This window comes from Actinomadura rugatobispora (genome assembly GCF_042656285.1).
GTDB classification, from domain to species: domain Bacteria; phylum Actinomycetota; class Actinomycetes; order Streptosporangiales; family Streptosporangiaceae; genus Spirillospora; species Spirillospora rugatobispora.
On sequence record NZ_JBHSON010000105.1, the window covers coordinates 15,694 to 38,196 of the forward strand.

Consider the following 22,503-nt stretch of genomic DNA (forward strand, 5'->3'; position numbering starts at 1 on the left):
TCAAATCAAGCAAGGGAGGATCTCGATGCCCTCACGTGAACTGCCGTATCCGCTCTTCGACGCGGACAACCACCTGTACGAGCCGCCGGAGGCGCTGACCCGGTACCTCACGAAGGAGTACAGCGGCGCGATCGAGTACGTGCAGGTGCGCGGCCGGACGAAGATCGCGATCCGGGGCCAGATCAGCGAGTACATCCCCAACCCCACCTTCGAGGTGGTCGCCCGTCCGGGGGCGATGGAGGAGTACTTCCGCGTGGGCAACCCCGAGGGGAAGACCCGCCGCGAGATCTTCGGCGAGCCGATGAAGTCGATCCCCGCCTTCCGCGAGCCGGAGCCCCGGCTGGAGCTGATGGACGAGCAGGGCATCCAGCGCACGCTGATGTTCCCGACGCTGGCCAGCCTCATCGAAGAGCGCATGCGGGACGACCCCGAGCTCATCCACGCCGTCATCCACGCGCTCAACGAGTGGCTGTTCGAGGTGTGGTCGTTCAACTACCGGGACCGCATCTTCACCACGCCGGTCATCACGCTCCCGATCGTGGACAAGGCGATCGACGAGCTCAACTGGTGCGTGGAGCGCGGCGCCAAGGCCATCCTGGTCCGCCCCGCGCCGGTGCCGGGGTTCCGCGGCCCGCGGTCGTTCGCGCTGCCGGAGTTCGACCCGTTCTGGAAGCGCGTCGTGGAGACCGGCGTCGTGGTCGGCCTGCACTCCTCCGACAGCGGCTACGCCCGGTACGCCAGCGACTGGGAGGGCCACCGCAACGAGATGCTGCCCTTCAAGCCGAACGCGTTCCGGCAGCTGAACGAGTGGCGGCCGATCCAGGACTCGGTGGCCTCGCTGGTCTGCCACGGCGCCCTGACCCGCTTCCCCGACCTGAAGATCGCGGTCATCGAGAACGGCGCGTCCTGGCTCAAGCCGCTGCTCAGCGACCTCGCCGACGTCTACAAGAAGATGCCGCACGAGTTCGGCGAGAACCCGATCGAGGCGGTCCGCCGCAACATCCACATCAGCCCGTTCTGGGAAGAGGACATGGCCGAGCTGTCCGGCATCCTCGGCGTCGAGCGGGTGCTGTTCGGCTCCGACTACCCCCACCCCGAGGGCCTGGCCGACCCGGCGAGCTACATCAAGGAGCTCACCGACCTCAGCGAGGACCACAAGGCCAAGATCATGGGTGGCAACCTGGCCCGGATGATGTCGGTATGACCTGGGAGAGCATCCCCCAGATGGTGCTCAGCGCCGGCGACCGCTTCGGCTCGGCCGAGGCGGTCGTCGACGGGCCGCTCCGGCTCACCTTCACCGAGCTCACCGAGCGGGTCCGCGTCGCCGCGGGCGCGTTCGCGGAGGCCGGGATCGGCAAGGGCGACCGGGCGGCGATCTGGGCGCCCAACTCGGCGGAGTGGATCATCGCGGCGTTCGGCCTGCTGACCGCCGGCGGCGTGATGGTCCCGGTGAACACCCGGTTCAAGGCCGACGAGTCCCACGACATCATCCGCCGCAGCGGGGCCAAGCTGGTCCTGGCGCAGCGCGGCTTCCTCGGCGAGGACTACGACGGACCGCCCGAGGTGCCGACCATCGACATCCGGTCGGACTTCCTGTCCAGCGGCTCGCCGTTCGAGCGCGAGAGCCGCGGCGACGACGTCTGCGACATCATGTTCACCTCGGGGACGACCGGGCGGCCCAAGGGCGTCATGATGACGCACACCCAGACGCTCCGGCTGTACTCCGAGTGGTGCGACCTGGCCGACCTGCGGCGGGGCGACCGATACATGATCGTCAACCCGTTCTTCCACATCTTCGGGTACAAGGCCGGCTGCATCGCCTCCATGATCCGCGGCGCCACGGTGCACCCGGTGCCCGTCTTCGACGTCCCGCGGGTGCTCGAGCTGATCGAGACCGAGAAGATCACGATGCTGCCGGGGCCGCCCACGCTGTACCACTCGCTGCTGGCGGCGCACGCGGAGGGCAAGCACGACCTGTCCTCGCTGCGCGCGGCCGTGACCGGCGCGGCCGACATCCCGGTGGACCTGATCCGCCGGATCGTGACCGAGCTGCCGTTCCAGACGATCATGACCGGCTACGGGCTGACCGAGGCGGGCACCTGCACCGCGTCCCGTCCCGGTGACTCGTTCGAGGACATCGCCACCACGGTGGGCCGGCCCTGCGACGGCGTGGAGGCCACGATCGCCTCCGACGGCGAGGTCCTCGTCCGCGGCTACACGGTCATGAAGGGCTACTTCGACGACCCCGAGGCCACCGCGGAGACGATCGACGCCGACGGCTGGCTGCACACCGGCGACCTCGGCACCCAGGACGAGCGCGGCTACCTGCGCATCGTCGGGCGCAAGAAGGACATGTTCATCGTCGGCGGCTTCAACGCCTACCCGGCCGAGATCGAGGGCTTCCTCATGGAGCATCCGGCCGTCGCCCAGGCGGCCGTGGTCCCGGTGCCGGACGAGCGCCTCGGCCAGGTCGGCAAGGCGTTCGTGGTCCGGCGGGGCGAACTCACCGAGGAGGAGCTCATCGCCTGGAGCCGGAAGAAGATGGCCGGCTTCAAGGTGCCCAGGTCGGTGAAGTTCCTGGAGGAACTGCCGCTCAACGCGACCGGCAAGGTCGAGAAGCTCGAACTCATGAAGGACGAACCCGCATGAGCGACGACCCAGTCCAGACCTCGTCCGGCATCCCCCTGGAGGCGGTCTACGGACCGGCGGACCAGGGGGCCGACCCCCCGGCTCCGGGCGAGTACCCCTTCACCCGCGGCAACTTCGCCGCGGGTTACCGCAAGAAACTGTGGACGTTCCGCCAGTACTCCGGGTTCGGCACGGCGGAGGAGTCCAACCGCCGCTACCGCTACCTGCTGGAGCAGGGCGGGACCGGTCTGTCGGTGGCACTCGACCTGCCCACGCAGTGCGGGTACGACTCCGACGACCCCGAAGTCGGCGAGGAGGTCGGCCGCGTCGGCGTCGCGGTCGACACCCTCGCCGACGCGGAGATCCTCTTCGACGGCATCCCGCTGGACCAGATCAGCACCAGCTTCACCATCAACGGGACGGCGGCGATCCTGCTGGCGTTCTACGTGGCCGCCGCCGAGCGCAAGGGCGTCCCGCGCGCCAAGCTCACCGGGACGATCCAGAACGACATCCTCAAGGAGTACGCCTCGCGCGGCACCTGGATCTGGCCGCCCGAGCCGTCCCTGCGGCTGATCGCCGACACCATCGAGTTCTGCGCCGAGGAGGTCCCGCGGTTCAACGCGATCTCGGTGGCGGGGGCGCACTTCCGCGACGCGGGCGCCAACGCGGTGCAGGAGATGGCGTTCACGCTCGCCGACGGCGTCACCTACTGCGACACCGTGATGGCGCGCGGCCGGATGTCGATCGAGAAGTTCGCGCCGCAGGTCTCGTTCTTCTTCTACACGCACGGCGACTTCTTCGAGGAGATCGCCAAGTACCGGGCCGGGCGGCGGCGCTGGGCGACGATCGTCCGGGAGCGGTACGGCGCGACCTCCGACAAGGCGTCGATGTTCCGGTTCGGCTGCGTGGCGGGCGGGGCGTCCCTGTACGCGCCGCAGGCCCGCAACAACGTGGTGCGCGTGGCCTACGAGGCGATGGCCTCGGTGCTGGGCGGGGTGCAGTCGATGTTCACCGCGGCCTGGGACGAGCCGTTCGCGCTGCCCAGCGAGGAGTCGGCGACGCTGGCGCTGCGCACGCAGCAGATCCTCGCCTACGAGACCGGCGTCGCGAACGTGGTCGACCCGCTGGGCGGCTCCTACTTCGTCGAGGCGCTCACCGACGCCACCGAGGCCAGGATCGTTGAGATCATGGACGACCTCGAACGGCACGGCGGGATGGTCCGCGCGATCGAGGACGGCTACCTGCAGGGCCTCATCGCCGACGAGGCCTACCGCCTGCACCGGGAGATGGAGGACGGGACCAAGCCGATCGTCGGCGTCAACCGGTTCGCCGCCGACGAGCCGGCCCCCGACATCGCGACCTTCGAGCTCGACGCCGAGGGCCGGGAACGGCAGCTCAAACGGCTCGCCAAGGTCAAGGCCGAACGCGATTCCGCGGCCGTTCGCGCCCGTCTCGCCGACCTCGCCCGCGCCGCGGAGGGTGAGGAGAACCTGATGGGTCCCCTGATCGACTGCGCCAACGCCTACTGCACGGTCGGCGAGATGGTCGCCGCGCTGAAGGCGGTCTGGGGCGAGTTCCAGCAGCCGGTGGTGTTCTGATGGCCGGCGTTTCCGAGAGCCCGGGGCGGGTCCTGGTCGCCAAGCCCGGCCTGGACGGCCATGACCGCGGCGCCAAGATCGTCGCGCGGGCGCTGCGCGACGCCGGCTTCGAGGTCGTCTTCACCGGCATCCGCCAGCGGGTCGACGACATCGTGGCGATCGCGCTCCAGGAGGACGTCGCCGTCGTCGGCCTCAGCATCCTGTCCGGCGCGCACGTGGCGCTGACCACGCGCACCGTGGAGGCGCTGCGGGCGGCCGGGGCCGGCGACATCGCGGTGGTGGTCGGCGGCACCATCCCCGCGGCCGACGTGCCGGCGCTGGAGGCGGCGGGCGCCGCCGCGGTCTTCCCGACGGGCACCGCCCTGGACGTCATCGTGACGGAGGTCGGTGCGCTGACCGCCTCTCCCGCCCCGCCCTGACGCCGCGCGCGGAGGGCGATCCGGCCGGGCGACCGCCCGGCCACGTTCGCGAGCAGACCACGGAGACGAAGGACTTGGAGGGGCCGTGCGGGTTGGCGTGATGATCGGGCCGGAGCGGGGTGACTCCGCGCGCAAGGTCGGGCGGATGATCAAGGACGTGCTGTGGGCGGAGGGCGCCGGGCTGGACTCGGCGTGGATCCCGCAGGTGCCGACGGACTTCGACGCTCTGGTGGCGGTGGCGCTGATGGGCGCCCGGACCGAGCGGATCGAACTGGGGACGGCGGTCGTCCCGCTGCAGGCGCAGCATCCCATCGCGCTGGCCCGGCAGGCGCTGTCGACGCACGCGGCCGCCGACGGGCGGCTGGCGCTGGGCGTCGGGCCCTCGCACCACTGGATCGTGCAGGACATGCTCGGGCTGCCCTACGAGAAGCCGGCCAAGTTCACCCGCGACTACCTGGACGTGCTGGACGCCGCGTTCAAGGGCCCGGGCCCGGTCGACGTGGAGAACGACACGTTCACCGTGCACAACCCGCTCGAACTGGGCCCGGTGGCGCCGCTGCCGGTGCTGGTGGCCGCGCTCGGCCCGGTGATGCTGAAGCTGGCGGGGGAGCGGGCCGACGGGACCGTGCTGTGGATGGCCGACGAGCGCGCGGTCGCCGACCACGTGGTGCCGCGGATCACCAAGGCGGCCGAGGAGGCGGGGCGGAAGGCGCCGCGGATCATCGCGGGGATCCCGGTCTGCCTGTGCCGGCCGTCGGAGGTGGACGCGGCCCGCGAGCGCGCCAACCGGATCCTCGGCGAGGCGGAGATCTCGCCCAACTACCAGCGGCTGCTGGACTACGGCGACGCCAAGGACGTCGGCGACCTGTGCGCGGCCGGGGACGAGAAGGCCATCGCGGCCCGGTTCCGCCGGTTCGCCGACGCCGGGGTCACCGACCTGTCGGTGCGGCTGCTGCCGATCGGGGAGGGCCGGGAGGAGCTGGTCGCCTCCAAGCACCGGACGCGCGAGGTGCTGTCGGGCCTCGCCGCGGACTTCCGGTGAACGCCGGGCCGCTGGCCGGGATCCGGATCCTGGAGGTCGGCCACATCCTGGCGGGCCCGTACGCCACCATGATGCTCGCCGACCTCGGCGCGGAGGTCACCAAGATCGAGCCGCCGGGCGGCGACCTGTCGCGGCAGGTGAGCGACGCCTACTTCGCCAGCCTGAACCGCAGCAAGCGCAGCATCCGGCTCGACCTGACCTCCGAGGCGGGCCGCGAGCGGCTCGGCGAGCTGGTGACGGACGCGCACGCGCTGCTGGTCAACCTGAAGCCGTCGGCGATCCAGCGGCTCGGTCTCACCTACGACGACCTGCGCCGGTACAACGAGCGGATCGTCTGCGTCGCGATCACCGGCTACGGCCTGGCGGCGGGCGACGAGCCCGCCTTCGACTACGTGGTGCAGGCGGCCACCGGCGTCGCGGCGCTCACCGGCGATCCGGAGGGGCCGCCGACGCTGCCGGGGTACTCCTCCGCCGACAACTCCGCCGGGCTGACCGCCGCGCTGGGGCTGCTGGCCCAGCTCCTGTCGGGCAAGGGCGGCCAGGTCGAGGTGTCGCTGCGGGACGTGATGCTCTCGCAGCTCAACTACCGGGCCTCGGCGTACCTCAACGAGGGGGTGGAGCCGCGGCGGCTGCCCAACGGGGCGCATTCGTACTACGTCCCGGCCCAGCTGTTCCCGACGGCCGAGGGGCATCTGGCGCTGTTCATCACCCATGACGCGTTCTGGAAGTCCTTCTGCGCCGAGGCGGGGGTGACCGGCTTCCCGACGATGGCCGAGCGCACGCTCCGGCGCGAGGAGGTCCTGGAGGTCGTGACGCGGGCCCTGGCGGCCGACACGGCGGCGGGCTGGGAGGCGCGGCTGCGGCCGCTGGGCGTCCCCGCGGCGGCCGTGCGGACGCTCCCGCAGGCGCTGGACGCGACCCCGGAGATGATCGTGACGGCCGGCGGCTTCCGGCTGGTCGGGAGCCCGGTGCGGGTCGCGGGCTACGAGCCGGACTACCGGCCGCCGCCCCGCCTGGGCGAGCACGGCGGGGTCCCCTATCGGGCGTAGCGGGCACCGCGGGCCCGGGCCGGTGGACCGGGCCCGGCCCGCGATGAGAATCATGACTCTAGTAATGTGAGAACATAATTTCCGCTGCGGAGATGGGAGCTTCTCATGGCGAGTGAGAGAACCGCCCTCGTCTTCGAGGACCGCGAGTACGGCAGGGGGCGGCTGGAGGCGCTGGCCGGCGGGCTGGCCCGGACGCTGGCGGACGGCGGGGTGCGGGCGGGCGACCGGGTCGCGCTCATGTCCTCCAACCGCCCGGAGTTCGTCTCGGCGGTCCTGGCGATCTGGCGGCTGGGCGCGGCCGTCGTCCTGCTCAGCCCGGCCTGGAAGGAGCGGGAGGCCGAGCACGCCCTGGCCGTCACCGGGCCCCGGTACGCCGTCGGCGACCATCCGGTGCTGGCCGGCCTGATGCCGATGCTGCACCTGGACGACCCGGTCGAGCCGGTCGAGCCGGCGCGCGGGGCCTACGACCCGCCCGACCCGCGGGCGGACGCCGTGCTGGTGTTCAGCTCGGGGACGACCGGGCTCCCCAAGGCGGTCCGCCACACCCACGCCTCGTTCGGCGTGGCCGTCGCGCACTGGCGGGACGCGCTTGGCCTGACCGAGCGCGACCGCATCCAGATCACCACCCCGCCCTCGCACATCCTGGGCCTGCTGAACATCGTCACGGCGCTGGAGACCGGCACCTGGATGCGGCTGCACCGCCGCTTCGACCTGGAGCGGATGCTCCACCACATCGAGGCCGACCGGATCACGGTGGAGATGGCGGTCGCGCCGATCGCGCTCGCGCTGGCCTCGCACCCCGAGCTGGAGTCCTACGACCTGTCCTCGCTGCGCTACATCATGTGGGGCGCCACCCCGGTGACCGCGAGCGTCGCCGAGACCGTCACCCGCCGGACCGGGGTCCGCTGGGTCCCCGCCTACGGCGCCAGCGAGCTGCCCGTCATCACCTGCAACCCCGTCGAGGGGGCGCGGCTGGACAGCGCGGGCCGGGCCGCGCCCGGCGTGAGCCTGCGCGTGGTGTCCCTGGCGACCGGGGAACCGGTCGGGCCGGGCGAGACCGGGGAGATCCAGGCCAGGGCCGAGTCCCTCATGGCCGGGTACCTGCCCGAGGCGGCGACGGCGGAGGCGTTCGACGACGGCTGGTACCGGACCGGCGACGTCGGCCACATCGACGACGGCGGCTGGCTCCGGCTGACCGACCGGTCCAAGGAAATGATCAAGGTTCGGGGTTTCCAGGTCGCGCCCGCCGAGGTGGAGGCCGTCCTGCACGACCATCCGGACGTCGCCGACTGCGCGGTGTTCGGAGTCCCCGACGCCGCCGACGGGGAGGCGATCGTGGCCGCCGTCTCCGTCCACCGGCCGGTCGGGTCCGCCGAGCTCATCGGGCGCGTCGGCGACCGGCTGGCCTCCTACAAGCGCCCCCGCCGGGTGGTGTTCGTGCCCGAGATCCCCCGCCTGCCCTCCGGCAAGGTGCTGCGCCGAGTACTCAAGGAGCGTCATGGACGCGCGTCTGACGACTGAACAACGGGAGCTGCGGGAGGCGGCCGCCAGGCTCGCCGACGAGCTGGGCCCCGGATCGGTCCTCGACCTGGACGACACCGACCGCGTGCAGCGGCTGGAGAAGGCGGTCGCCGCCACCGGATGGCGGACGCTCCGCTCCGACGGGGCGTCCGGCGTGGAGGTGGCGATCGTCGCCGAGGAGTTCGGCCGCGGGCTGGTCGACGTCCCGCTGCTGGGCCCCGTGCTGGCCGACGCGCTGGGCGCGGCCGCCGGCGGCCCCGGCTCGCCGACGATCGCGGTGGAGGTCGAGGGGGCCGGCACCGAGGCGTTCGACGCCCGCGGGATCGACCGGGCCCTGGCGCTCACCGGGAACCGGATCTCCTCCGGCCGGGTCGGCGCCGCCCTCCCCGGCGCCGACCTCACCCGGCGGTCCGCCGAGGTGACCGGCCCGCTCGAGCCGGCCGGCGAGCTGAGCGCCGGGGACGCCGCCCGGTGGCGGGCGCTGGCGCTCGTCACGACGTGCGCGGACCTGCTCGGAGCCGCCCGCGGCGCGCACGCGCTCGCCGTCGACTACGCCAAGGTGCGCGAGCAGTACGGCAGCACGATCGGCTCGTACCAGGCCATCGGGCACATGCTGGCCGAGGGACTCGCGCTCATCGAGGGCTCGGTGAGCGTCCTGCGGCACGCGGCCTGGGCGGTCGACGAGCTGGAGCCGGACGAGGCGGTCCGGGCCGCCCGCGTCGCCAAGCTGTACTGCGCCCGCGCCGCCCGGACCATCTGCGAGACCTCCGTGCAGGTGCACGGCGGGATCGGCAACACCTGGGAGTGCCTGGCCCATGTGCACCTGAGGCGGGCGCTGACGTCCGCCGACCTGTTCCCCGTGGCCCTGGAGGAGATCGATCTTGGACTTTCGTGACTCGCCGGAGGAGTCGGCCTTCCGGGACCGCCTGCGCGCCTGGCTGGGCGAGCGGGCCGGGACGTTCCCCACCTCGGGGGACGACTACTGGAGGCGGCAGGGCGAATGGCACCGGGCGCTGTACGACGCGGGCTTCTTCGGCCTGTCGTGGCCCCGTGAGTACGGGGGGTACGAGCTGCCCTCGGTCTACGACGTCATCCTCGACGAGGAGCTGGCCCGCGCGGGCGCCCCGCCGCGGCCCAGCCTGGGGTACCTGGTGCAGGGTCTGGGGCGGCACGGCAGCGAGGAGCTGCGCAGGCGGTTCCTGCCCGGCATGATCAACGGGACCGAGCGCTGGTGCCAGGGGTTCAGCGAGCCCGGAGCCGGCTCGGACCTGGCGTCGCTGAAGACGGCGGCGACCCGCGAGGGCGACGAGTACGTCCTGCACGGCCACAAGATCTGGACGAGCTACTCCGACGTGGCCGACTGGTGCCTGCTGCTGGCCAGGACCGACCCCGACGTGAAGCGGCACAAGGGCATCTCGGCGTTCATCGTCGACATGCACCAGCCGGGCATCGAGCAGCGCCCGCTGCAGATGATCAACGGGGTGACCACCGAGTTCGGGCAGGTCCTGTTCGACGGGGCGCGGGTGCCGGCCGACCAGATGGTCGGTGTCCCGGGCGAGGGCTGGGCGCTGGCGATGACGGTCGTCGGGCACGAGCGCGAGCCCGCGGAGCTGGGCTTCTCGGCCCGGTACGGCAAGCTCGTCCGCGAGCTGGCGTCCCGGACGCAGGCCGCGGGCGGGGCGAACGGGACCGTCCGCGAGGAGCTGGCCTGGGCCGCGGTGCAGACCGAGATGCTCCGCCTGCACGTGCGGCGGCGGCTGTCCGAGCGGCTGGACGGGGTCGAGCACGGCCCCGACGGCTCGCTGGACAAGCTGCTGATGACCTGGGTCGAGCAGTCGGTCGGGCACGCGGCGCTGGCCGTGGGCGGGAGCCGCGACCCCGAGCTGCTGAACTCCTACCTCTACAGCCGCGCCCAGAGCGTGATGGGCGGGACGTCGCAGATCCAGAAGAACATCATCGCGTCGCGGATCCTGGGATTGGGGGCCTGACATGTACGGCATGCCAGAAGAGATCGAGGTCCGCGCGGAGGGCCCGCTGCGGATCATCACCCTGAACCGCCCCGACTCCCTCAACTCCGTCAACGACGCCCTCCACAGCGGGCTCGCCAAGCTGTGGCCGCAGCTGAACGAGGACCGGGACGCCCGCGCCGCCGTGATCACCGGCAACGGCAGGGCGTTCTCGGCCGGCGGGGACTTCGCCTACCTGGAGGAGCTGCGCCAGGACGCCGACCTGCGGGCCAAGAGCATCGCCCACGGCCGGGAGCTGGTCCTGGGCATGGTCCGCTGCCGGATCCCGGTGGTCGCCGCCGTCAACGGCCCGGCCGTCGGGCTCGGCTGCAGCCTGGTCGCGCTCAGCGACGTCGTGTACATCGGTGAGAAGGCCTACCTCGCCGACCCGCACGTGCAGGTCGGCCTGGTCGCGGCCGACGGCGGCCCGCTCACCTGGCCGCTGCACACCAGCATGCACTGGGCCAAGGAGTACGCCTTCACCGGCGCCCGCATCAAGGCCGAGCGCGCCCTGGAGATGGGGCTGGCCAACCACATCGTGGCCGACCCGCTGGCCGAGGCCGTGGCGTGCGCCGAGCGGATCGCCAAGCTGCCGCGGCAGGCGGTCGAGAACACCAAGCGGCTGTTCAACCTCCAGGTCGAACGCGCCGTGCTGGCCTCCCTCGACTTCGCCACGACCGCCGAGGAGATGTCCTTCCAGAGCGAGGACTTCCGGGCGATCGTCGCCGAGCTCAACGCCGGCAAGGCCTGAGGATCGCCCATGTCCATCTGCAAGATCCTCGAGATGGCGATCTCGGCGGGCGACCGGGTGGCGGTGACGTTCGGGGACCGCTCGCTCACCGCGTCGCAGCTGCGGACCCTCGCCCGCGCCGCCGCGCGCCGGTTCGAGGGCCGCCCGGCCGTCCTCTACCTGGGCGCCAACCATCCGGCCTATCCCGTCGCCCTGTTCGGCGCGGTGCTGGCGGGCGTCCCGTTCGTCCCCCTCAACTACCGGCTCGGCGAGGAGCAGCTGGCCGACCTGCGGGGACGCCATCCCGGGGCGCTGGAGCTTGGCCCGGCCGACCTGGACGCCCTCATCGACCCGGCGCTTCTGGAGCCCGGTGGCCCCGGTGAGGGCGAGACGCCCGGGGCGGAACCGGCCGGCGACGACGTCGCGGTGCTCCTCTACACCAGCGGGACGACCGCGGCCCCGAAGGCCGCGGTGCTGCGGCACAAGCACCTGCTCGCGTACGTGCTCAACACCCTGGAGCACGCCTCTGCGGCCGAGGAGGAGGCGGCGCTGGTGGCGGTGCCGCCCTACCACGTCGCCGGGCTGGCCAACTTCCTGACCAACCTCTACACGGGGCGCCGGGTCGTCTACATGCCGGCGTTCGACGCCGGGGAGTGGCTGGAGACCGTCCGGCGCGAGCGGATCACGCACGCGCTGCTCGTGCCGACCATGCTGGCGCGCATTGTCGCCGAGGTGGACGGCGACGACGCCGGCGCGCCGACCCTGCGCAGCCTCGCCTACGGAGGGGCGCGCACCCCGCGCCCGGTCCTGGAGCGGGCGCTGCGGGTGTTCCCCGGGACGGGGTTCGTCAACGCCTACGGGCTCACGGAGACGGCCTCCTCGGTGGCCGTCCTCGGGCCGGGCGACCACCGCAAGTCGCTGGCGTCGGACGACCCGGCGATCCGCGCCCGACTGGCGTCGGTGGGCCGGGCGCTGCCCGGCGTGGAGTTCCAGGTCCGCGACGAGGACGGCGCGCCGCTCCCGGCGGGGGAGACCGGGCTGGTGTTCGTGCGCGGCGAGCAGATCTCCGGCGAGTACGGCGGGCGCACCGTCCTGGACGCCGACGGCTGGTTCGCGACCCGGGACCGGGGGCGGCTCGACGAGGGCGGCTACCTGTTCATCGAGGGCCGGGCCGACGACACCATCATCCGGGGCGGCGAGAACATCGCCCCCGCGGAGATCGAGGACGTCATCCTGGACCACCCCGCGATCCAGGAGGCCGCGGTGGTCGGCGTCGCCGATCCCGAGTGGGGCCAGCGGCTCGTCGCGGTCGTCGCGGGCGACGCCGAGCCGGAGGAGATCCGGCGCTGGGTCAGGGAGCGGCTCCGCTCCTCCAAGACGCCGGACACCGTCGTCTTCCGCGAGCAACTGCCCAAGACCGAGACCGGAAAGATCCTGCGCCGCGTCCTGCAGGCCGAACTGGAGAACACCCATGCCTGACGCCGTCATCGTCTCCGCCCTGCGGACCCCCATCGGCACCGCGTTCAAGGGGACCCTGCGGGACACCACCGCCTACGACCTCGCCCACCACGTGGTCACCGCCGCCGCCTCGGGGCTCGACCCGGAGTCGGTCGACGACGTGATCCTGGGCGAGGGCCTCTACGGCGGCGGTGTCATCGCCCGGCACGCCGCGGTGACCGCCGGGCTCACCTCGGTGGCCGGGCTGGCCCACAACCGGCACTGCGCCGCGGGCCAGGCCGCCGTCCAGGGCGCCGCCGCGAGCATCCGCGCCGGGATGGACGAGCTCGTCATCGCGGGCGGGGTGAACTCGGCGTCGACCTCGCCCAAGTCCAAGTTCAGGATCGACGGGGAGTGGGCCGAGCCGTGGAACCCGCCGACCCACCCCGACCGGCCGGACGCGCCCAACCTCGACATGTCGATCACGGTGGGCTGGAACGCGGCCGTGAAGGCGGGCGTGACCCGCGCCGAGATGGACGCCTGGGCGCTGCGCTCGCACCGCAACGCCGTGCGGGCCATCGACGAGGGCCGCTTCAAGAACGAGGTCGTGCCGATCGAGACCCCGCACGGCCTCTTCGAGGTCGACGAGCACCCGCGCCGCGGCACCAGCATGGAGAAGCTGGCCGCGCTGAAGCCGCTGCACCCGGAGATCGAGGGGTTCAGCATCACCGCGGGCAACGCCTGCGGGTCCAACGACGGCGCGGCGGCGCTGGTCGTGGCCAGTGACCGGCTCGCCGAGCGCGAGGGGCTGCCCGCGCTGGCCACCGTCCGGTCGTGGGCGTCGGTCGGCGTCGACCCGGCCGAGACGGGACTGGCCCCGGTGAAGGCCATCCCCAAGGCGCTCAAGCGCGCCGGGCTGTCGCTGTCCGACGTCGACCTGTTCGAGATCAACGAGGCGTTCGCCGCGATGTGCGTGGCCACCATCGGCCTGCTGGGCATCGACCCCGAGCGGGTCAACGTCAACGGCAGCGGCTGCGGCCTGGGCCACCCGGTCGCCGCCACCGGCGCCCGGATGCTGGTCACGCTCGTGCACGAGCTGCGCCGCACCGGCGGCGGCATCGGCGTGGCGGCCATGTGCGCCGGCGGCGGCATGGGCTCGGCCACGGTCATCGAGGTCCCGGCCCCGTGAGCCGGCCCGGCCGGGCGGCGCCCGCGTCGGTTCCGGACCTGCTCGCCGCGGCGCGCGGCGGATCGGTCCGCTCGGCCGGCCGGCTGCTCAGCTTGGTCGAGGGCGACCGGCGCCAGGAGGTGCTGGACGCCCTCGGCCCGGTCGCCCCGGTGCGCGTCGCCGGGGTGACGGGGCCGCCGGGCGCCGGCAAGTCGACGACGATCGCGGCGCTCGTCGGGGCCTACCGGGAGCGGGACCTGCGGGTCGCGGTGCTGGCCGTGGACCCGTCCTCGCCGTACAGCGGCGGCGCCCTGCTGGGCGACCGGATCCGGATGGCGGCGCACACGACCGACCCCGGCGTGCTGATCCGCTCCCTGGCCGCCCGCGGCCACCTGGGCGGGCTGGCGGCGGCGGTGCCGGCGGCCGTGCGGGTGCTGGCGGCGCTCTCCTACGACCTGGTCCTGCTGGAGACGGTCGGCGTGGGGCAGTCGGAGATCGAGATCGCCGCCGTCGCCGATCCCGCCATCGTGGTGCTGGCGCCCGGGGCCGGGGACGCCGTCCAGGCCGCCAAGGCGGGCCTGCTGGAGGTCGCCGACCTGCTCGTGGTCAACAAGGCCGACCGCGACGGGGCCTCGCAGACCGTCCGCGACCTGCGCAACGAGACCGGGGCCGCGGTGCTCACCCTGGTCGCCTCGAAGGGCGAGGGGATCCCGGAGCTGGTCGAGGCGATCGACGCCCACCACCGTGCCGACACCCGCGAGCGCCGCACGGCCCGCGCCCGCGCCCAGATCCTCTCGCTGGCCCAGACCCGCCTGCGCGCCCATCCGGCCCTGGCGGACCTGGCGGGCGCCGTCGCCGACGGGGACTGCGATCCCTACGCCGCGGTCGACCGCCTGTTCGGCGGCCCTCCGGGGGCGTCCGGCTGACCGGAGCCCCCGGAAGACCGCGCGGCGGCCTCTTCGGCGCGCCGCTGAGGTCTACTCGGCGAACCGCAGGAGGGCCTCCTGCGCGAAGGAGGCGACGAGGCCGCCGTCCGCGGTGAGGACGTCGCCGCGCCCGAAGCAGCGGCCGTGGGCCAGGATCGGGCTGTGCTGGCGGAGCAGCAGCCATTCGTCGCAGCGGAACGGCCGGTGGAACCAGAGGGTGTGCGAGGTGACGGCGGAGGTGAACGCCTTCTGCGCGTCCCGCTGGCTCACGTTCTCGACGGGGAGCAGCGCCGTGCCGATGAGGTTCAGATCGGTCGCGTAGGCGGTCAGCCCCGGGGCGAACTCGGCGCCGACCGGCGGGGTCTTCATCCAGACGTCCAGCTGCGGCGGGGACGACTTCGGGGAGTTCAGGTCGACGTCCGCCCGGGTCTCCCACGGGATCAGGTCGAAGTCGGCCCGGTGCTCCTCGCCGATCGGGCCGGAGGCCGCCGGGACGGTCTGGTGGTCCGGCCCGTCCTCCGCCGAGTGCAGCGACACCGAGGCGGTGGCCACGACGCCCTTCGACTGCCGGGCGGTGATGCCCAGGGTGGCGAAGGTGCCGCCCTCGTGGTGGCGCTCGACCTCGAACCGGATGGGCTCGTCGGACCGGCCCGCCCGGGGGAAGAGGACGTGCAGCGACTTGACGGCCTTGCCGGGAGTGACGAGCGCGGCGGCCCGCGCGAACTGGGCCAGGATCTGGCCGCCGAAGACGCGGTGGTAGCTCAGCTTCTGGTTGCGGCCCTCGAAGACCGTGAGCGCGGGGCCCTTGCCGTCCTCGCGCGAGGGGTCGGGGGACGCCTCTCCCGGGGTGAGGTCGTGCAGGTCGAGGCAGTCGAGCAGGTCGTTCCACATGTCGTTCACAAACGCTCCGGGCGGGAGAGGGGATACGGGGGCGGTGGGGGCGGGGCCCGCGCTCAGCCGAGGACGGCGTGGATCTGCGGGAGGTCGATGGTCGTGCGGATGCCCGGTGCGGCCGCGCACACGAAGGGCACGGCGTTGACGGCGCGGTTCGCGGTGTAGCCGGGCGAGGTCTCGGCCATCCGCTCCAGCGGCACGGGGAAGCGCATGTCGATGTCGAGCGGCGCGTCCCCCTGGACGTCGACGTGCCATCCGGTGTCGCGGACGTCCCAGGCCGGGTCGAGGTCGGGGGTGCAGTACCACAGGGCGCGGAAGCGCAGCACCGCGCGGCCGTCGCGCAGGCCCGACACCGTCAGCCGCTGCGCCGCCACGGTGCCGGCCTTCAGGGTGCCGGCGGCGATGGTGACCTCGCGCGGCGTCACCGCGACCTCGCCGCTCGCCTCGATCGCGTCCAGCGGCGTCCCCAGGGCGTCGGCGACCAGCTCCAGCGAGGGGCCGAAGCTGACCCGCCCGTGGGACAGCCGGCGCTCGTCGAAGTCGGCGGGCGGCCTGCCGAAGCCCATCACCTCGAAGAGCAGGCCGGGGGAGTCGCGCCGGGAGAGGTCGGCGAACTCGCTGATCGTCAGGGAGTCGAGCCGCCGCTGGATGGAGGACAGCACGAGCGGGACGGCCTCGCTGATGAACCCGGGGCTGCTCCCGGTGCTGTGGATGGAGGTGCCGCCCTTCTCGCAGGCGGCCTCGACCCGTTCCCGGAAGGCGGGCTTCATGCTGGCGGGCCGGTGGAACTCGCCCCTGGTCGTGACGATGTTCGTCCCCGCCTCCAGCAGCCGACAGACCTCGTCGTAGTCGCACGCCCGGGGCATGTAGAGGACGCAGTCGGCGCCCAGGTCGAGGACGTCCTCGATGCTCCGGGTCGCCGTGACCCCGGTCTTGCCGAGCCCGCACAGGGTCCCGGCGTCGGCGCCGTCCTTGTCCTCCGAGTGGACGTACAGCCCCGCCAGATTGAGGGCGGGATGCTCGATGACGCCGCGGAGCGCGCGGGTCCCGATGTTCCCGGTGGCCCACTGGACGACGTTCAGGCGTGCCTGGGTCATGGATCCTCCCGATCTACCTCGCGAGAACGCTATTCTTCGCAACCGAGATGGTCAATACCGCCAGGCGGGTGCGGACGGCCCGGGCGGCGATGAGCGACTCCCCGGCGGGCGGCGGGGGGATTCGGGGGCGGTCGGGGGCCGGTGACCGGTTCCGGCACAGGTCGATCATCGTTCTTCTAAATGCACTGTTGATTCTCGTCATTTGAAAAGCTAGTTTCCTCATACCGAGAGGAGCCTGCCTGATGGGACACGAAGGCGAGGTCACGGCCGTCACAGGGCCAAGGCCGTTCGGTCCAGCAGGCCGCCGTCACCGCTCCGCCCCCCGAACCCCGTCGACGGGCACCGGTCCACCACCCCTGGACCCGCCCGCCGGTCACCGGTCGCCCGGGAGGGGTTCACGGGACGACGGAGCACACGTGGTGATCGTCTGACCCACCACCGGCCGGGGGCAGTACCGAGGAGGAAATCGTGAAACCGCAGAGAAGCCTCGCCGCCCTCATAGCGGTCGCGCTGCTGGCCGCAGGCTGCGGCCGCAGCGGGTCCAGTACGGAAGAGTCGCCCGGCGGCGCCGAGCCCGCCAAGGCCGTGTCCTTCGACTTCGGCGACCTCAAGCGCATCTGCAACAAGGGCGACGCGAAGAGCTCCCCGGCCCAGGGCGTCACCGTCGACACCATCACGGTCGGGACCCTGACCGACATGGGCTTCACCAAGAAGTCGGAGTACGTCGACACCGCCAAGGTGTTCACGTCCTGGTGCAACGAGGCCGGAGGCATCAACGGCCGCAAGATCGTCTCCAAGACCCGCGACGCCAAGCTGTTCGAGGTCCGCCAGCGGGTGCTGGAGGCCTGCCGCGAGGACTTCGCGCTGGTCGGCGGCGGTTCCGCGTTCGACGGCACGGGCGTCAAGGAGCGCCTGTCGTGCCTGCTGCCCGACTTCCCCGGCCAGACCGTCCAGCACGAGGCCAACGGCTCGGACCTGCAGGTTTACCCGCTGGGCGCGGGCCACTCCTACAACCGGTACGAGGGCTTCTGGCGGTGGCTGCTGAAGGAGGCGTACCCGTCCTCGGCGAGCGCCATCGGCACCATCACCGGTGACAGCCCCGGCCCCAAGATCCTCACCGAGCAGGGCAAGGAGAGCATCACCGCGGCCGGCGGCAAGGTCGTCTACAGCGACCTCCACCCGGCCGGGGGCGTCGCGGACTGGACCCCCTACGCGCAGTCCATCAAGAACAAGGGCGTCAAGGGCCTGGTGTTCTACGGCGACTTCAACAGCCTCGCCAAGCTCATGCAGGCGCTGACCAACATCAACTACAAGCTCGAGTGGATCGACGCCAACGCCAACGCCTACAGCTCCACGTTCGTCAAGGTCGCCGGCAAGACGCTCGACTACCAGAACGTGCTGCTCGACCTCAGCGGCATGTACCCGCTGGAGAACGCCGCGGGCAACCCGGCCACCCAGCAGTTCGTCGACCTGTTCAAGAAGTACGCCCCCGGCAAGGAGCCGACGCAGCCGGCCCTGCGCGCGTTCTCGACCTGGCTGCTGTTCGCCAAGGCGGCCGCGAGCTGCGGTGACGCCCTCACCCGCAAGTGCGTCGTCGAGGCGGCCCAGAAGGAGACGCGGTGGACCGCGGGCGGCCTCATCGCCCCCGTGGACCTGTCCAAGAAGGACACCCCGCTCAAGTGCTGGAACGCAGTCAAGGCGACGTCGAAGGGCTTCGAGGCCGCCGACTTCAAGCCCGACAGCGGCACCTACCGCTGTGACGCGCCCGCCTACAAGTACACCGGCACGTACCCCAAGCCGGTGACCCTCGCCGCCGTCGGCAAGAGCCCGGGCGACGTCAAGTAATGGAGCAGTTCCTCGCTTTCGGTGTGGTGGGGTTGAGCACCGCCGCGATCTATGCCGTCATCGGCAGCGGTCTGGTGCTCACCTACACCACCACCGGCGTGTTCAACTTCGCCCACGGGGCGACCGGCATGCTGGCGGCCTTCGCCTACTGGCAGCTCGCCGTCGGGTGGGGCCTGCCGGTCTGGCTGGCCCTGGCGCTGGTGCTGCTCGTGATCGCCCCCGTCTTCGGGCTCCTGCTGGAACGTTTCGTCCTGCGGGAGGCCCAGGCCCTGGGCGACGCGCAGCGCCTGGTGATCACGATCGCGCTGCTGAGCGGGTTCATCGCGCTGGCGCGCTGGGTCTGGGACCCCAACGAGGCCCGGCCGCTGTCGCCGTTCTTCGTCGACCGGCCGCCGATCCGCATCGGCCCGGCCGTGGTCACCTGGCACCAGGCCATCACCATGATCGTCGCGGTGGCGGTGGCGGTCGCGCTGTGGGCGCTGCTGAACCGGACGCGCACCGGCGCGGAGATGCGGGCGACCGTCGACGACCGGGCGCTGGTCGGGCTCACCGGCGCCGACCCGGTCCGGGCGAACCGCGTCGCGTGGATGCTCGGCACCCAGCTCGCGGCGATCGGCGGCATCCTCATCGCGCCGACCGTCGCGCTGGACGCCCAGCAGCTCTCGCTGCTGATCGTCAGCGCCTACGCCGCCGCCATCTTCGGCCGGCTGCGCAGCCTGCCGCTCACCTTCCTCGGCGCGGTCGTCGTCGGCTGCACCGAGAGCTACCTCACCGGCTACCTGCCGCAGAACGACTTCCTGCCGGGGCTGCGGCTGGCCGCGCCCGCGCTGCTGCTGTTCGCGGTGCTGCTGCTGTTCCCGCACCGGCGGTTGCGCGGCCGGGACCGCAAGCTGATCCAGGTGCCGGTGCCGCCGGCGCGCGGCACGGCGGTGTTCGCCGGATGCATCGTCGCCGGCGGCCTGTTCCTGGCCACGACGCTGGGCGACGAGCAGGCCATCACCTACGGGTCGATGTTCGCGCTCGGCATCGTCGCGCTCTCGTTCGTGCCGCTGACCGGGTACGCGGGCCAGGTCTCGCTGTGCCAGTTCAGCATCGCGGGGATCGGCGCGATCGTGTGGGCGCAGCTCGGCGCCAACGGCGAGGTGTGGGCGCTGGGCGCCGCGGTCCTGGTGTCGGCGGTCGTCGGCGCGCTGATCGCGCTGCCGGCGCTGCGCCTGTCGGGCGTGTACCTGGCGCTGGGCACCACCGCCTTCACCATCATCCTCGACCGGTGGATCTTCACGCTGCCCTCGTTCGAGCTGTTCGGGGTGCGGATCGCGCTGTTCCAGCAGGGCTCGGTGGAGATGGCCGGGCCGCGGCTGTTCGGGTTCCGGGCGGACGAGACGCGGGAGATCATGATGGTCTCCGCGGTGGTCCTGGCGCTGGCCGTGCTCGGGGTGGCGGCGCTGCGCCGCGGCCCGTTCGGGCGCCGGCTGATCGCGCTGCGCGACAGCGAGGCCGCCTACGCCACCCTCGGCGGCAACCTGCTGCTGGCCAAGCTGATGGTGTTCTCGCTGTCGGCGGGCCTGGCCGGGCTCGGCGGCGCCCTGTACGGGATGCACCTGCGGTCGGTCACCGCCGAGAACTTCAACCTGGTGGCCGGTCTGCCGATCTTCCTGGTCGCGGTGATCGGCGGTCTGGGCCGGGTCGGGAACGGCATGTTCTCCGGGGCGTCCACCGTCGGCCCGCAGGTACTGGTCGGCGTGGCCCCGTGGACCATCAACCCGATCGGGCTGCTGCCCGCCACGATCGGGATCGCGGTCAGCCGCCACCCCGACGGCGTGCTGCCCATGATGCGGGCCGGATGGGAGCCGCTCGGCAGGAGCCGGGCCGCGGTCACCGCGCTGCTCGGCCTGGTCGCGGCCGGCTGGCTGCTGCACCTCGGCGGCCTGGTCAACGGCTGGACGCTGTTCATCGCCCTGCTGGTCGGGGCGCACATCGTGCAGGTCTACGCCAGGCGGCGGGAGGCGACCCCGGCCGAGCCGGAGGTCCCCGTCGAGTGGTGGGGCGTGCGGCGCCCCTGGCGCCGGGAGGACGGGGAGGTGCTGGCCCGTGCCGTCGCCGGATAGCGTGGCGCTGGAAGCGCGCGGGGTCGTGGTCTCCTTCGGGGGCAACCGGGCCCTGGACGGGGTCGCCATGACCGCCGAGAAGGGCCGGATCACCGGGCTGATCGGGCCCAACGGGGCCGGCAAGAGCACCCTGTTCGACGTCGTGTGCGGGCTGCGCAAGCCGTCCGCCGGGCGGGTGCTCATGGACGGCCGCGACGTGACCCGGCTGGGCCCCATGCGCCGGGCCCGGTTCGGGCTGGCCCGGACGTTCCAGCGGCTGGAGCTGTTCGGCCGGCTGAGCGTCCGCGACAACCTGCTGGTCGCCGCGGAGCTGGGGCCCGAGCGGCGGCGCGCCGAGCGCGCCGTCACCGAGATCCTCGACCGGCTCGACCTGGCCGGATCCGCCGACAGCCCCGCCGACACGCTGCCGACCGGGGTCGCCCGGCTGGTCGAGGTGGGCCGGGCGATGGCGGTCCGGCCCCGGCTGCTGCTCCTCGACGAGCCGGCCGCCGGGCAGGACGGCGAGGAGACCGAGCGGTTCGCCGCCCTGCTGCGCTCGCTGGCCGGCGACGGCACCGCCGTCGTGCTGGTCGAGCACGACATGGGCCTGGTCATGAGCGTGTGCGACGAGGTGCACGTGCTCGACCTCGGCAAGGTCATCGCGGTCGGCCCGCCCGCGGAGATCCGCCGCGACGAGAAGGTCCTGGCGGCCTACCTGGGGGAGGACGCGTGAACGACCGTCCCCTGCTCGAACTGCGCGCCGTGCGCGCCGCCTACGAGCAGATCACCGTCCTGCACGGGGTGGACCTGGCCGTCTCCGCCGGACAGGTGGTGGCCCTGCTCGGCCCCAACGGCGCCGGCAAGACCACCACGCTGCGGGTCGCGGCGGGGATCCATCCGCCCTCGTCCGGCACCCTCCTGATGGGGGGCCGGGACATGACCGGCGCCGCCCCGCACGACCTGGCCCGCAAGGGGGTCTGCCTGATCCCCGAGGGGCGGGGCGTGTTCCCCAACCTGTCGGTCCGCGACAACCTCCTCATGATGACCTTCACCGGCCGCAGCCGGGACGAGGTGGAGGAGGTCGCGTTCGCCCGGTTCCCCGTCCTGGCCAAGCGCGCCGGGCAGACCGCGGGGACCCTCTCCGGCGGCGAGCAGCAGATGCTCGCGCTGGCCCGCGGCCTGGCGACCGACCCGGCCGTGCTGCTCCTGGACGAACTGTCCATGGGCCTGGCCCCGCTGGTCGTCGGCCGGCTGTACGAGCAGGTCACCGAGATCGCCCGGCAGGGGGTGGCCGTGCTGGTCGTGGAGCAGTTCGCGGCCGCCGTCCTGGACATCGCCGATCACGCCGCCGTCCTGGTGCGCGGCCGGATCGAACGGCAGGGCGATCCCGACGAGGAGTTGCGCACCGAACTTTCGGCCCTCTACCTGGGGAGTTCCCAATGACCTCGACGGAGACGACCTCGTCCGAGAACGCCTCGACCGGCACCGCTCCGACCGCCCCGGCGGGGGCCGCGGGCGCGGCCGGCGCGGCCGGCGCGTCCGACGCCCGTGCGGACCGCTTCGTCCGCGAGCTGGCCGAGCTGAAGATCCCCGACCCGGCGAGCGCACGGGCCGGACTCTGGCTGCGCCTCGGCGCGGTGCTGATGGCGCTCGGTCCGGTGCTCGGCATCGTGGCCTTCTTCATGTCGCACAGCACGCGCGACCCGCTCGTGCAGCGCGACGCCCTCGCCCTCGCCATCGGCGGCGTCGCCGGCAGCGTGGCGGGCGCCGCGCTCTTCGTGCGGTACTCCCTGACCGGCTTCCTGCGGTTCTGGATGGCCCGCCAGTCCTACGACCTCACCCTGCTCGGCGACCGCCTGCTCGAGAAGGACGCCCCGCACGACCCCGGGACCGGCACCGGCGCCGAGTCCCGGTGAACCCTGTCCGCCTTCGATGAAGGGAAGCGTCGTTGAACCGCGACGACATGATCCTGATCAGTGTCGATGACCACATCATCGAACCGCCCGACATGTTCGTGAACCACCTGCCCGAGCGCTACAAGGCCGACGCGCCGCGC

Annotated in this window: 20 protein-coding genes; 18 read left to right on the forward strand and 2 right to left on the reverse strand. The window is 72.7% G+C overall.

The genetic code is table 11. From position 1 onward, the window contains the following. The first annotated feature begins 25 nt into the window (after window positions 1-25). From ACFPZN_RS46800 to ACFPZN_RS46860, 13 genes are all read left to right on the forward strand, one after another. On the forward strand, window positions 26-1,204 hold the full coding sequence (locus ACFPZN_RS46800) for an amidohydrolase family protein (protein ID WP_378289914.1): 1,179 nt from the start codon (window positions 26-28) through the stop codon (window positions 1,202-1,204). After that, window positions 1,201-2,649 carry a FadD3 family acyl-CoA ligase gene (locus ACFPZN_RS46805; protein WP_378289916.1) on the forward strand — a complete coding sequence of 483 codons (1,449 nt, stop codon included), beginning with the start codon at window positions 1,201-1,203 and terminating at the stop codon, window positions 2,647-2,649. Before ACFPZN_RS46800 ends, ACFPZN_RS46805 begins: the two co-directional genes overlap by 4 nt. Beyond that, window positions 2,646-4,226: a methylmalonyl-CoA mutase family protein gene (locus ACFPZN_RS46810; RefSeq protein WP_378289918.1), complete on the forward strand. Its 1,581-nt coding sequence runs from the start codon at window positions 2,646-2,648 to the stop codon at window positions 4,224-4,226. The genes ACFPZN_RS46805 and ACFPZN_RS46810 overlap by 4 nt, the downstream gene beginning before the upstream one ends. Then, window positions 4,226-4,645, forward strand: coding sequence for a cobalamin-dependent protein (locus tag ACFPZN_RS46815; RefSeq protein WP_378289920.1), 420 nt, complete (start codon window positions 4,226-4,228; stop codon window positions 4,643-4,645). Before ACFPZN_RS46810 ends, ACFPZN_RS46815 begins: the two co-directional genes overlap by 1 nt. 85 nt (window positions 4,646-4,730) lie before the next feature. Next, window positions 4,731-5,687, forward strand: coding sequence for an LLM class F420-dependent oxidoreductase (locus ACFPZN_RS46820; RefSeq protein ID WP_378289922.1), 957 nt, complete (start codon window positions 4,731-4,733; stop codon window positions 5,685-5,687). Further along, window positions 5,684-6,736, forward strand: a complete 1,053-nt coding sequence (locus ACFPZN_RS46825; protein WP_378289925.1) for a CaiB/BaiF CoA transferase family protein — start codon at window positions 5,684-5,686, stop codon at window positions 6,734-6,736. The genes ACFPZN_RS46820 and ACFPZN_RS46825 overlap by 4 nt, the downstream gene beginning before the upstream one ends. A 105-nt stretch (window positions 6,737-6,841) precedes the next feature. Further along, the gene (locus tag ACFPZN_RS46830) at window positions 6,842-8,257 is read left to right on the forward strand and encodes a class I adenylate-forming enzyme family protein (protein WP_378289927.1); all 1,416 of its coding nucleotides are present in this window, start codon (window positions 6,842-6,844) and stop codon (window positions 8,255-8,257) included. Further along, a complete protein-coding gene (locus tag ACFPZN_RS46835) occupies window positions 8,235-9,152 on the forward strand; it encodes an acyl-CoA dehydrogenase family protein (protein ID WP_378289929.1) in 918 nt (305 codons plus the stop codon). Before ACFPZN_RS46830 ends, ACFPZN_RS46835 begins: the two co-directional genes overlap by 23 nt. Beyond that, window positions 9,139-10,245 (forward strand): acyl-CoA dehydrogenase family protein, encoded by a 1,107-nt coding sequence (locus tag ACFPZN_RS46840; RefSeq protein ID WP_378289931.1) that lies wholly within the window; start codon window positions 9,139-9,141, stop codon window positions 10,243-10,245. Before ACFPZN_RS46835 ends, ACFPZN_RS46840 begins: the two co-directional genes overlap by 14 nt. Window positions 10,246-10,255: 10 nt before the next feature. Beyond that, window positions 10,256-11,014 (forward strand): enoyl-CoA hydratase/isomerase family protein, encoded by a 759-nt coding sequence (locus ACFPZN_RS46845; RefSeq protein ID WP_378289933.1) that lies wholly within the window; start codon window positions 10,256-10,258, stop codon window positions 11,012-11,014. A 9-nt stretch (window positions 11,015-11,023) separates the two neighbouring features. Then, on the forward strand, window positions 11,024-12,472 hold the full coding sequence (locus ACFPZN_RS46850) for a class I adenylate-forming enzyme family protein (protein WP_378289935.1): 1,449 nt from the start codon (window positions 11,024-11,026) through the stop codon (window positions 12,470-12,472). Further along, window positions 12,465-13,619, forward strand: coding sequence for a thiolase family protein (locus ACFPZN_RS46855; RefSeq protein ID WP_378289937.1), 1,155 nt, complete (start codon window positions 12,465-12,467; stop codon window positions 13,617-13,619). Before ACFPZN_RS46850 ends, ACFPZN_RS46855 begins: the two co-directional genes overlap by 8 nt. Then, window positions 13,616-14,524: an ArgK/MeaB family GTPase gene (locus ACFPZN_RS46860; protein ID WP_378289939.1), complete on the forward strand. Its 909-nt coding sequence runs from the start codon at window positions 13,616-13,618 to the stop codon at window positions 14,522-14,524. Before ACFPZN_RS46855 ends, ACFPZN_RS46860 begins: the two co-directional genes overlap by 4 nt. Window positions 14,525-14,575: 51 nt before the next feature. Here ACFPZN_RS46860 and ACFPZN_RS46865 read toward each other — a convergent pair whose 3' ends face one another. Beyond that, window positions 14,576-15,415 (reverse strand): acyl-CoA thioesterase, encoded by an 840-nt coding sequence (locus tag ACFPZN_RS46865; RefSeq protein ID WP_378289953.1) that lies wholly within the window; start codon window positions 15,413-15,415, stop codon window positions 14,576-14,578. 62 nt (window positions 15,416-15,477) lie between these two features. Beyond that, window positions 15,478-16,515, reverse strand: coding sequence for an NAD(P)H-dependent amine dehydrogenase family protein (locus ACFPZN_RS46870; protein ID WP_378289941.1), 1,038 nt, complete (start codon window positions 16,513-16,515; stop codon window positions 15,478-15,480). A gap of 468 nt (window positions 16,516-16,983) precedes the next feature. Here ACFPZN_RS46870 and ACFPZN_RS46875 point away from each other — a divergent pair, with 468 nt between their 5' ends. Genes ACFPZN_RS46875 through ACFPZN_RS46895 form a run of 5 tightly spaced genes read left to right on the forward strand, consistent with a single transcriptional unit; the run spans window position 16,984 to window position 22,363 of the window. Further along, window positions 16,984-18,360 carry an ABC transporter substrate-binding protein gene (locus tag ACFPZN_RS46875; protein WP_378289943.1) on the forward strand — a complete coding sequence of 459 codons (1,377 nt, stop codon included), beginning with the start codon at window positions 16,984-16,986 and terminating at the stop codon, window positions 18,358-18,360. Then, the gene (locus ACFPZN_RS46880; RefSeq protein ID WP_378289945.1) at window positions 18,360-20,468 is read left to right on the forward strand and encodes a branched-chain amino acid ABC transporter permease; all 2,109 of its coding nucleotides are present in this window, start codon (window positions 18,360-18,362) and stop codon (window positions 20,466-20,468) included. Before ACFPZN_RS46875 ends, ACFPZN_RS46880 begins: the two co-directional genes overlap by 1 nt. Next, on the forward strand, window positions 20,452-21,180 hold the full coding sequence (locus tag ACFPZN_RS46885) for an ABC transporter ATP-binding protein (protein WP_378289947.1): 729 nt from the start codon (window positions 20,452-20,454) through the stop codon (window positions 21,178-21,180). The genes ACFPZN_RS46880 and ACFPZN_RS46885 overlap by 17 nt, the downstream gene beginning before the upstream one ends. Then, entirely contained in the window at window positions 21,177-21,890 is a 714-nt protein-coding gene (locus ACFPZN_RS46890; protein WP_378289949.1) for an ABC transporter ATP-binding protein, read from the forward strand. Before ACFPZN_RS46885 ends, ACFPZN_RS46890 begins: the two co-directional genes overlap by 4 nt. After that, window positions 21,887-22,363, forward strand: a complete 477-nt coding sequence (locus ACFPZN_RS46895) for a hypothetical protein (protein WP_378289951.1) — start codon at window positions 21,887-21,889, stop codon at window positions 22,361-22,363. Before ACFPZN_RS46890 ends, ACFPZN_RS46895 begins: the two co-directional genes overlap by 4 nt. Window positions 22,364-22,503: the final 140 nt, after the last annotated feature.

What these genes read in the sequence shown, in the direction of transcription:
- ACFPZN_RS46835 (WP_378289929.1), top strand. Translation starts at nt 8,235, where the DNA reads ATGGACGCGCGTCTGACGACTGAACAACGGGAGCTGCGGGAGGCGGCC.
- ACFPZN_RS46805 (WP_378289916.1), top strand. Translation starts at nt 1,201, where the DNA reads ATGACCTGGGAGAGCATCCCCCAGATGGTGCTCAGCGCCGGCGACCGC.
- ACFPZN_RS46865 (WP_378289953.1), bottom strand. Translation starts at nt 15,415, where the DNA reads ATGTGGAACGACCTGCTCGACTGCCTCGACCTGCACGACCTCACCCCG.
- ACFPZN_RS46845 (WP_378289933.1), top strand. Translation starts at nt 10,256, where the DNA reads ATGCCAGAAGAGATCGAGGTCCGCGCGGAGGGCCCGCTGCGGATCATC.
- ACFPZN_RS46880 (WP_378289945.1), top strand. Translation starts at nt 18,360, where the DNA reads ATGGAGCAGTTCCTCGCTTTCGGTGTGGTGGGGTTGAGCACCGCCGCG.
- ACFPZN_RS46800 (WP_378289914.1), top strand. Translation starts at nt 26, where the DNA reads ATGCCCTCACGTGAACTGCCGTATCCGCTCTTCGACGCGGACAACCAC.
- ACFPZN_RS46815 (WP_378289920.1), top strand. Translation starts at nt 4,226, where the DNA reads ATGGCCGGCGTTTCCGAGAGCCCGGGGCGGGTCCTGGTCGCCAAGCCC.
- ACFPZN_RS46830 (WP_378289927.1), top strand. Translation starts at nt 6,842, where the DNA reads ATGGCGAGTGAGAGAACCGCCCTCGTCTTCGAGGACCGCGAGTACGGC.
- ACFPZN_RS46855 (WP_378289937.1), top strand. Translation starts at nt 12,465, where the DNA reads ATGCCTGACGCCGTCATCGTCTCCGCCCTGCGGACCCCCATCGGCACC.
- ACFPZN_RS46810 (WP_378289918.1), top strand. Translation starts at nt 2,646, where the DNA reads ATGAGCGACGACCCAGTCCAGACCTCGTCCGGCATCCCCCTGGAGGCG.
- ACFPZN_RS46850 (WP_378289935.1), top strand. Translation starts at nt 11,024, where the DNA reads ATGTCCATCTGCAAGATCCTCGAGATGGCGATCTCGGCGGGCGACCGG.
- ACFPZN_RS46870 (WP_378289941.1), bottom strand. Translation starts at nt 16,515, where the DNA reads ATGACCCAGGCACGCCTGAACGTCGTCCAGTGGGCCACCGGGAACATC.
- ACFPZN_RS46895 (WP_378289951.1), top strand. Translation starts at nt 21,887, where the DNA reads ATGACCTCGACGGAGACGACCTCGTCCGAGAACGCCTCGACCGGCACC.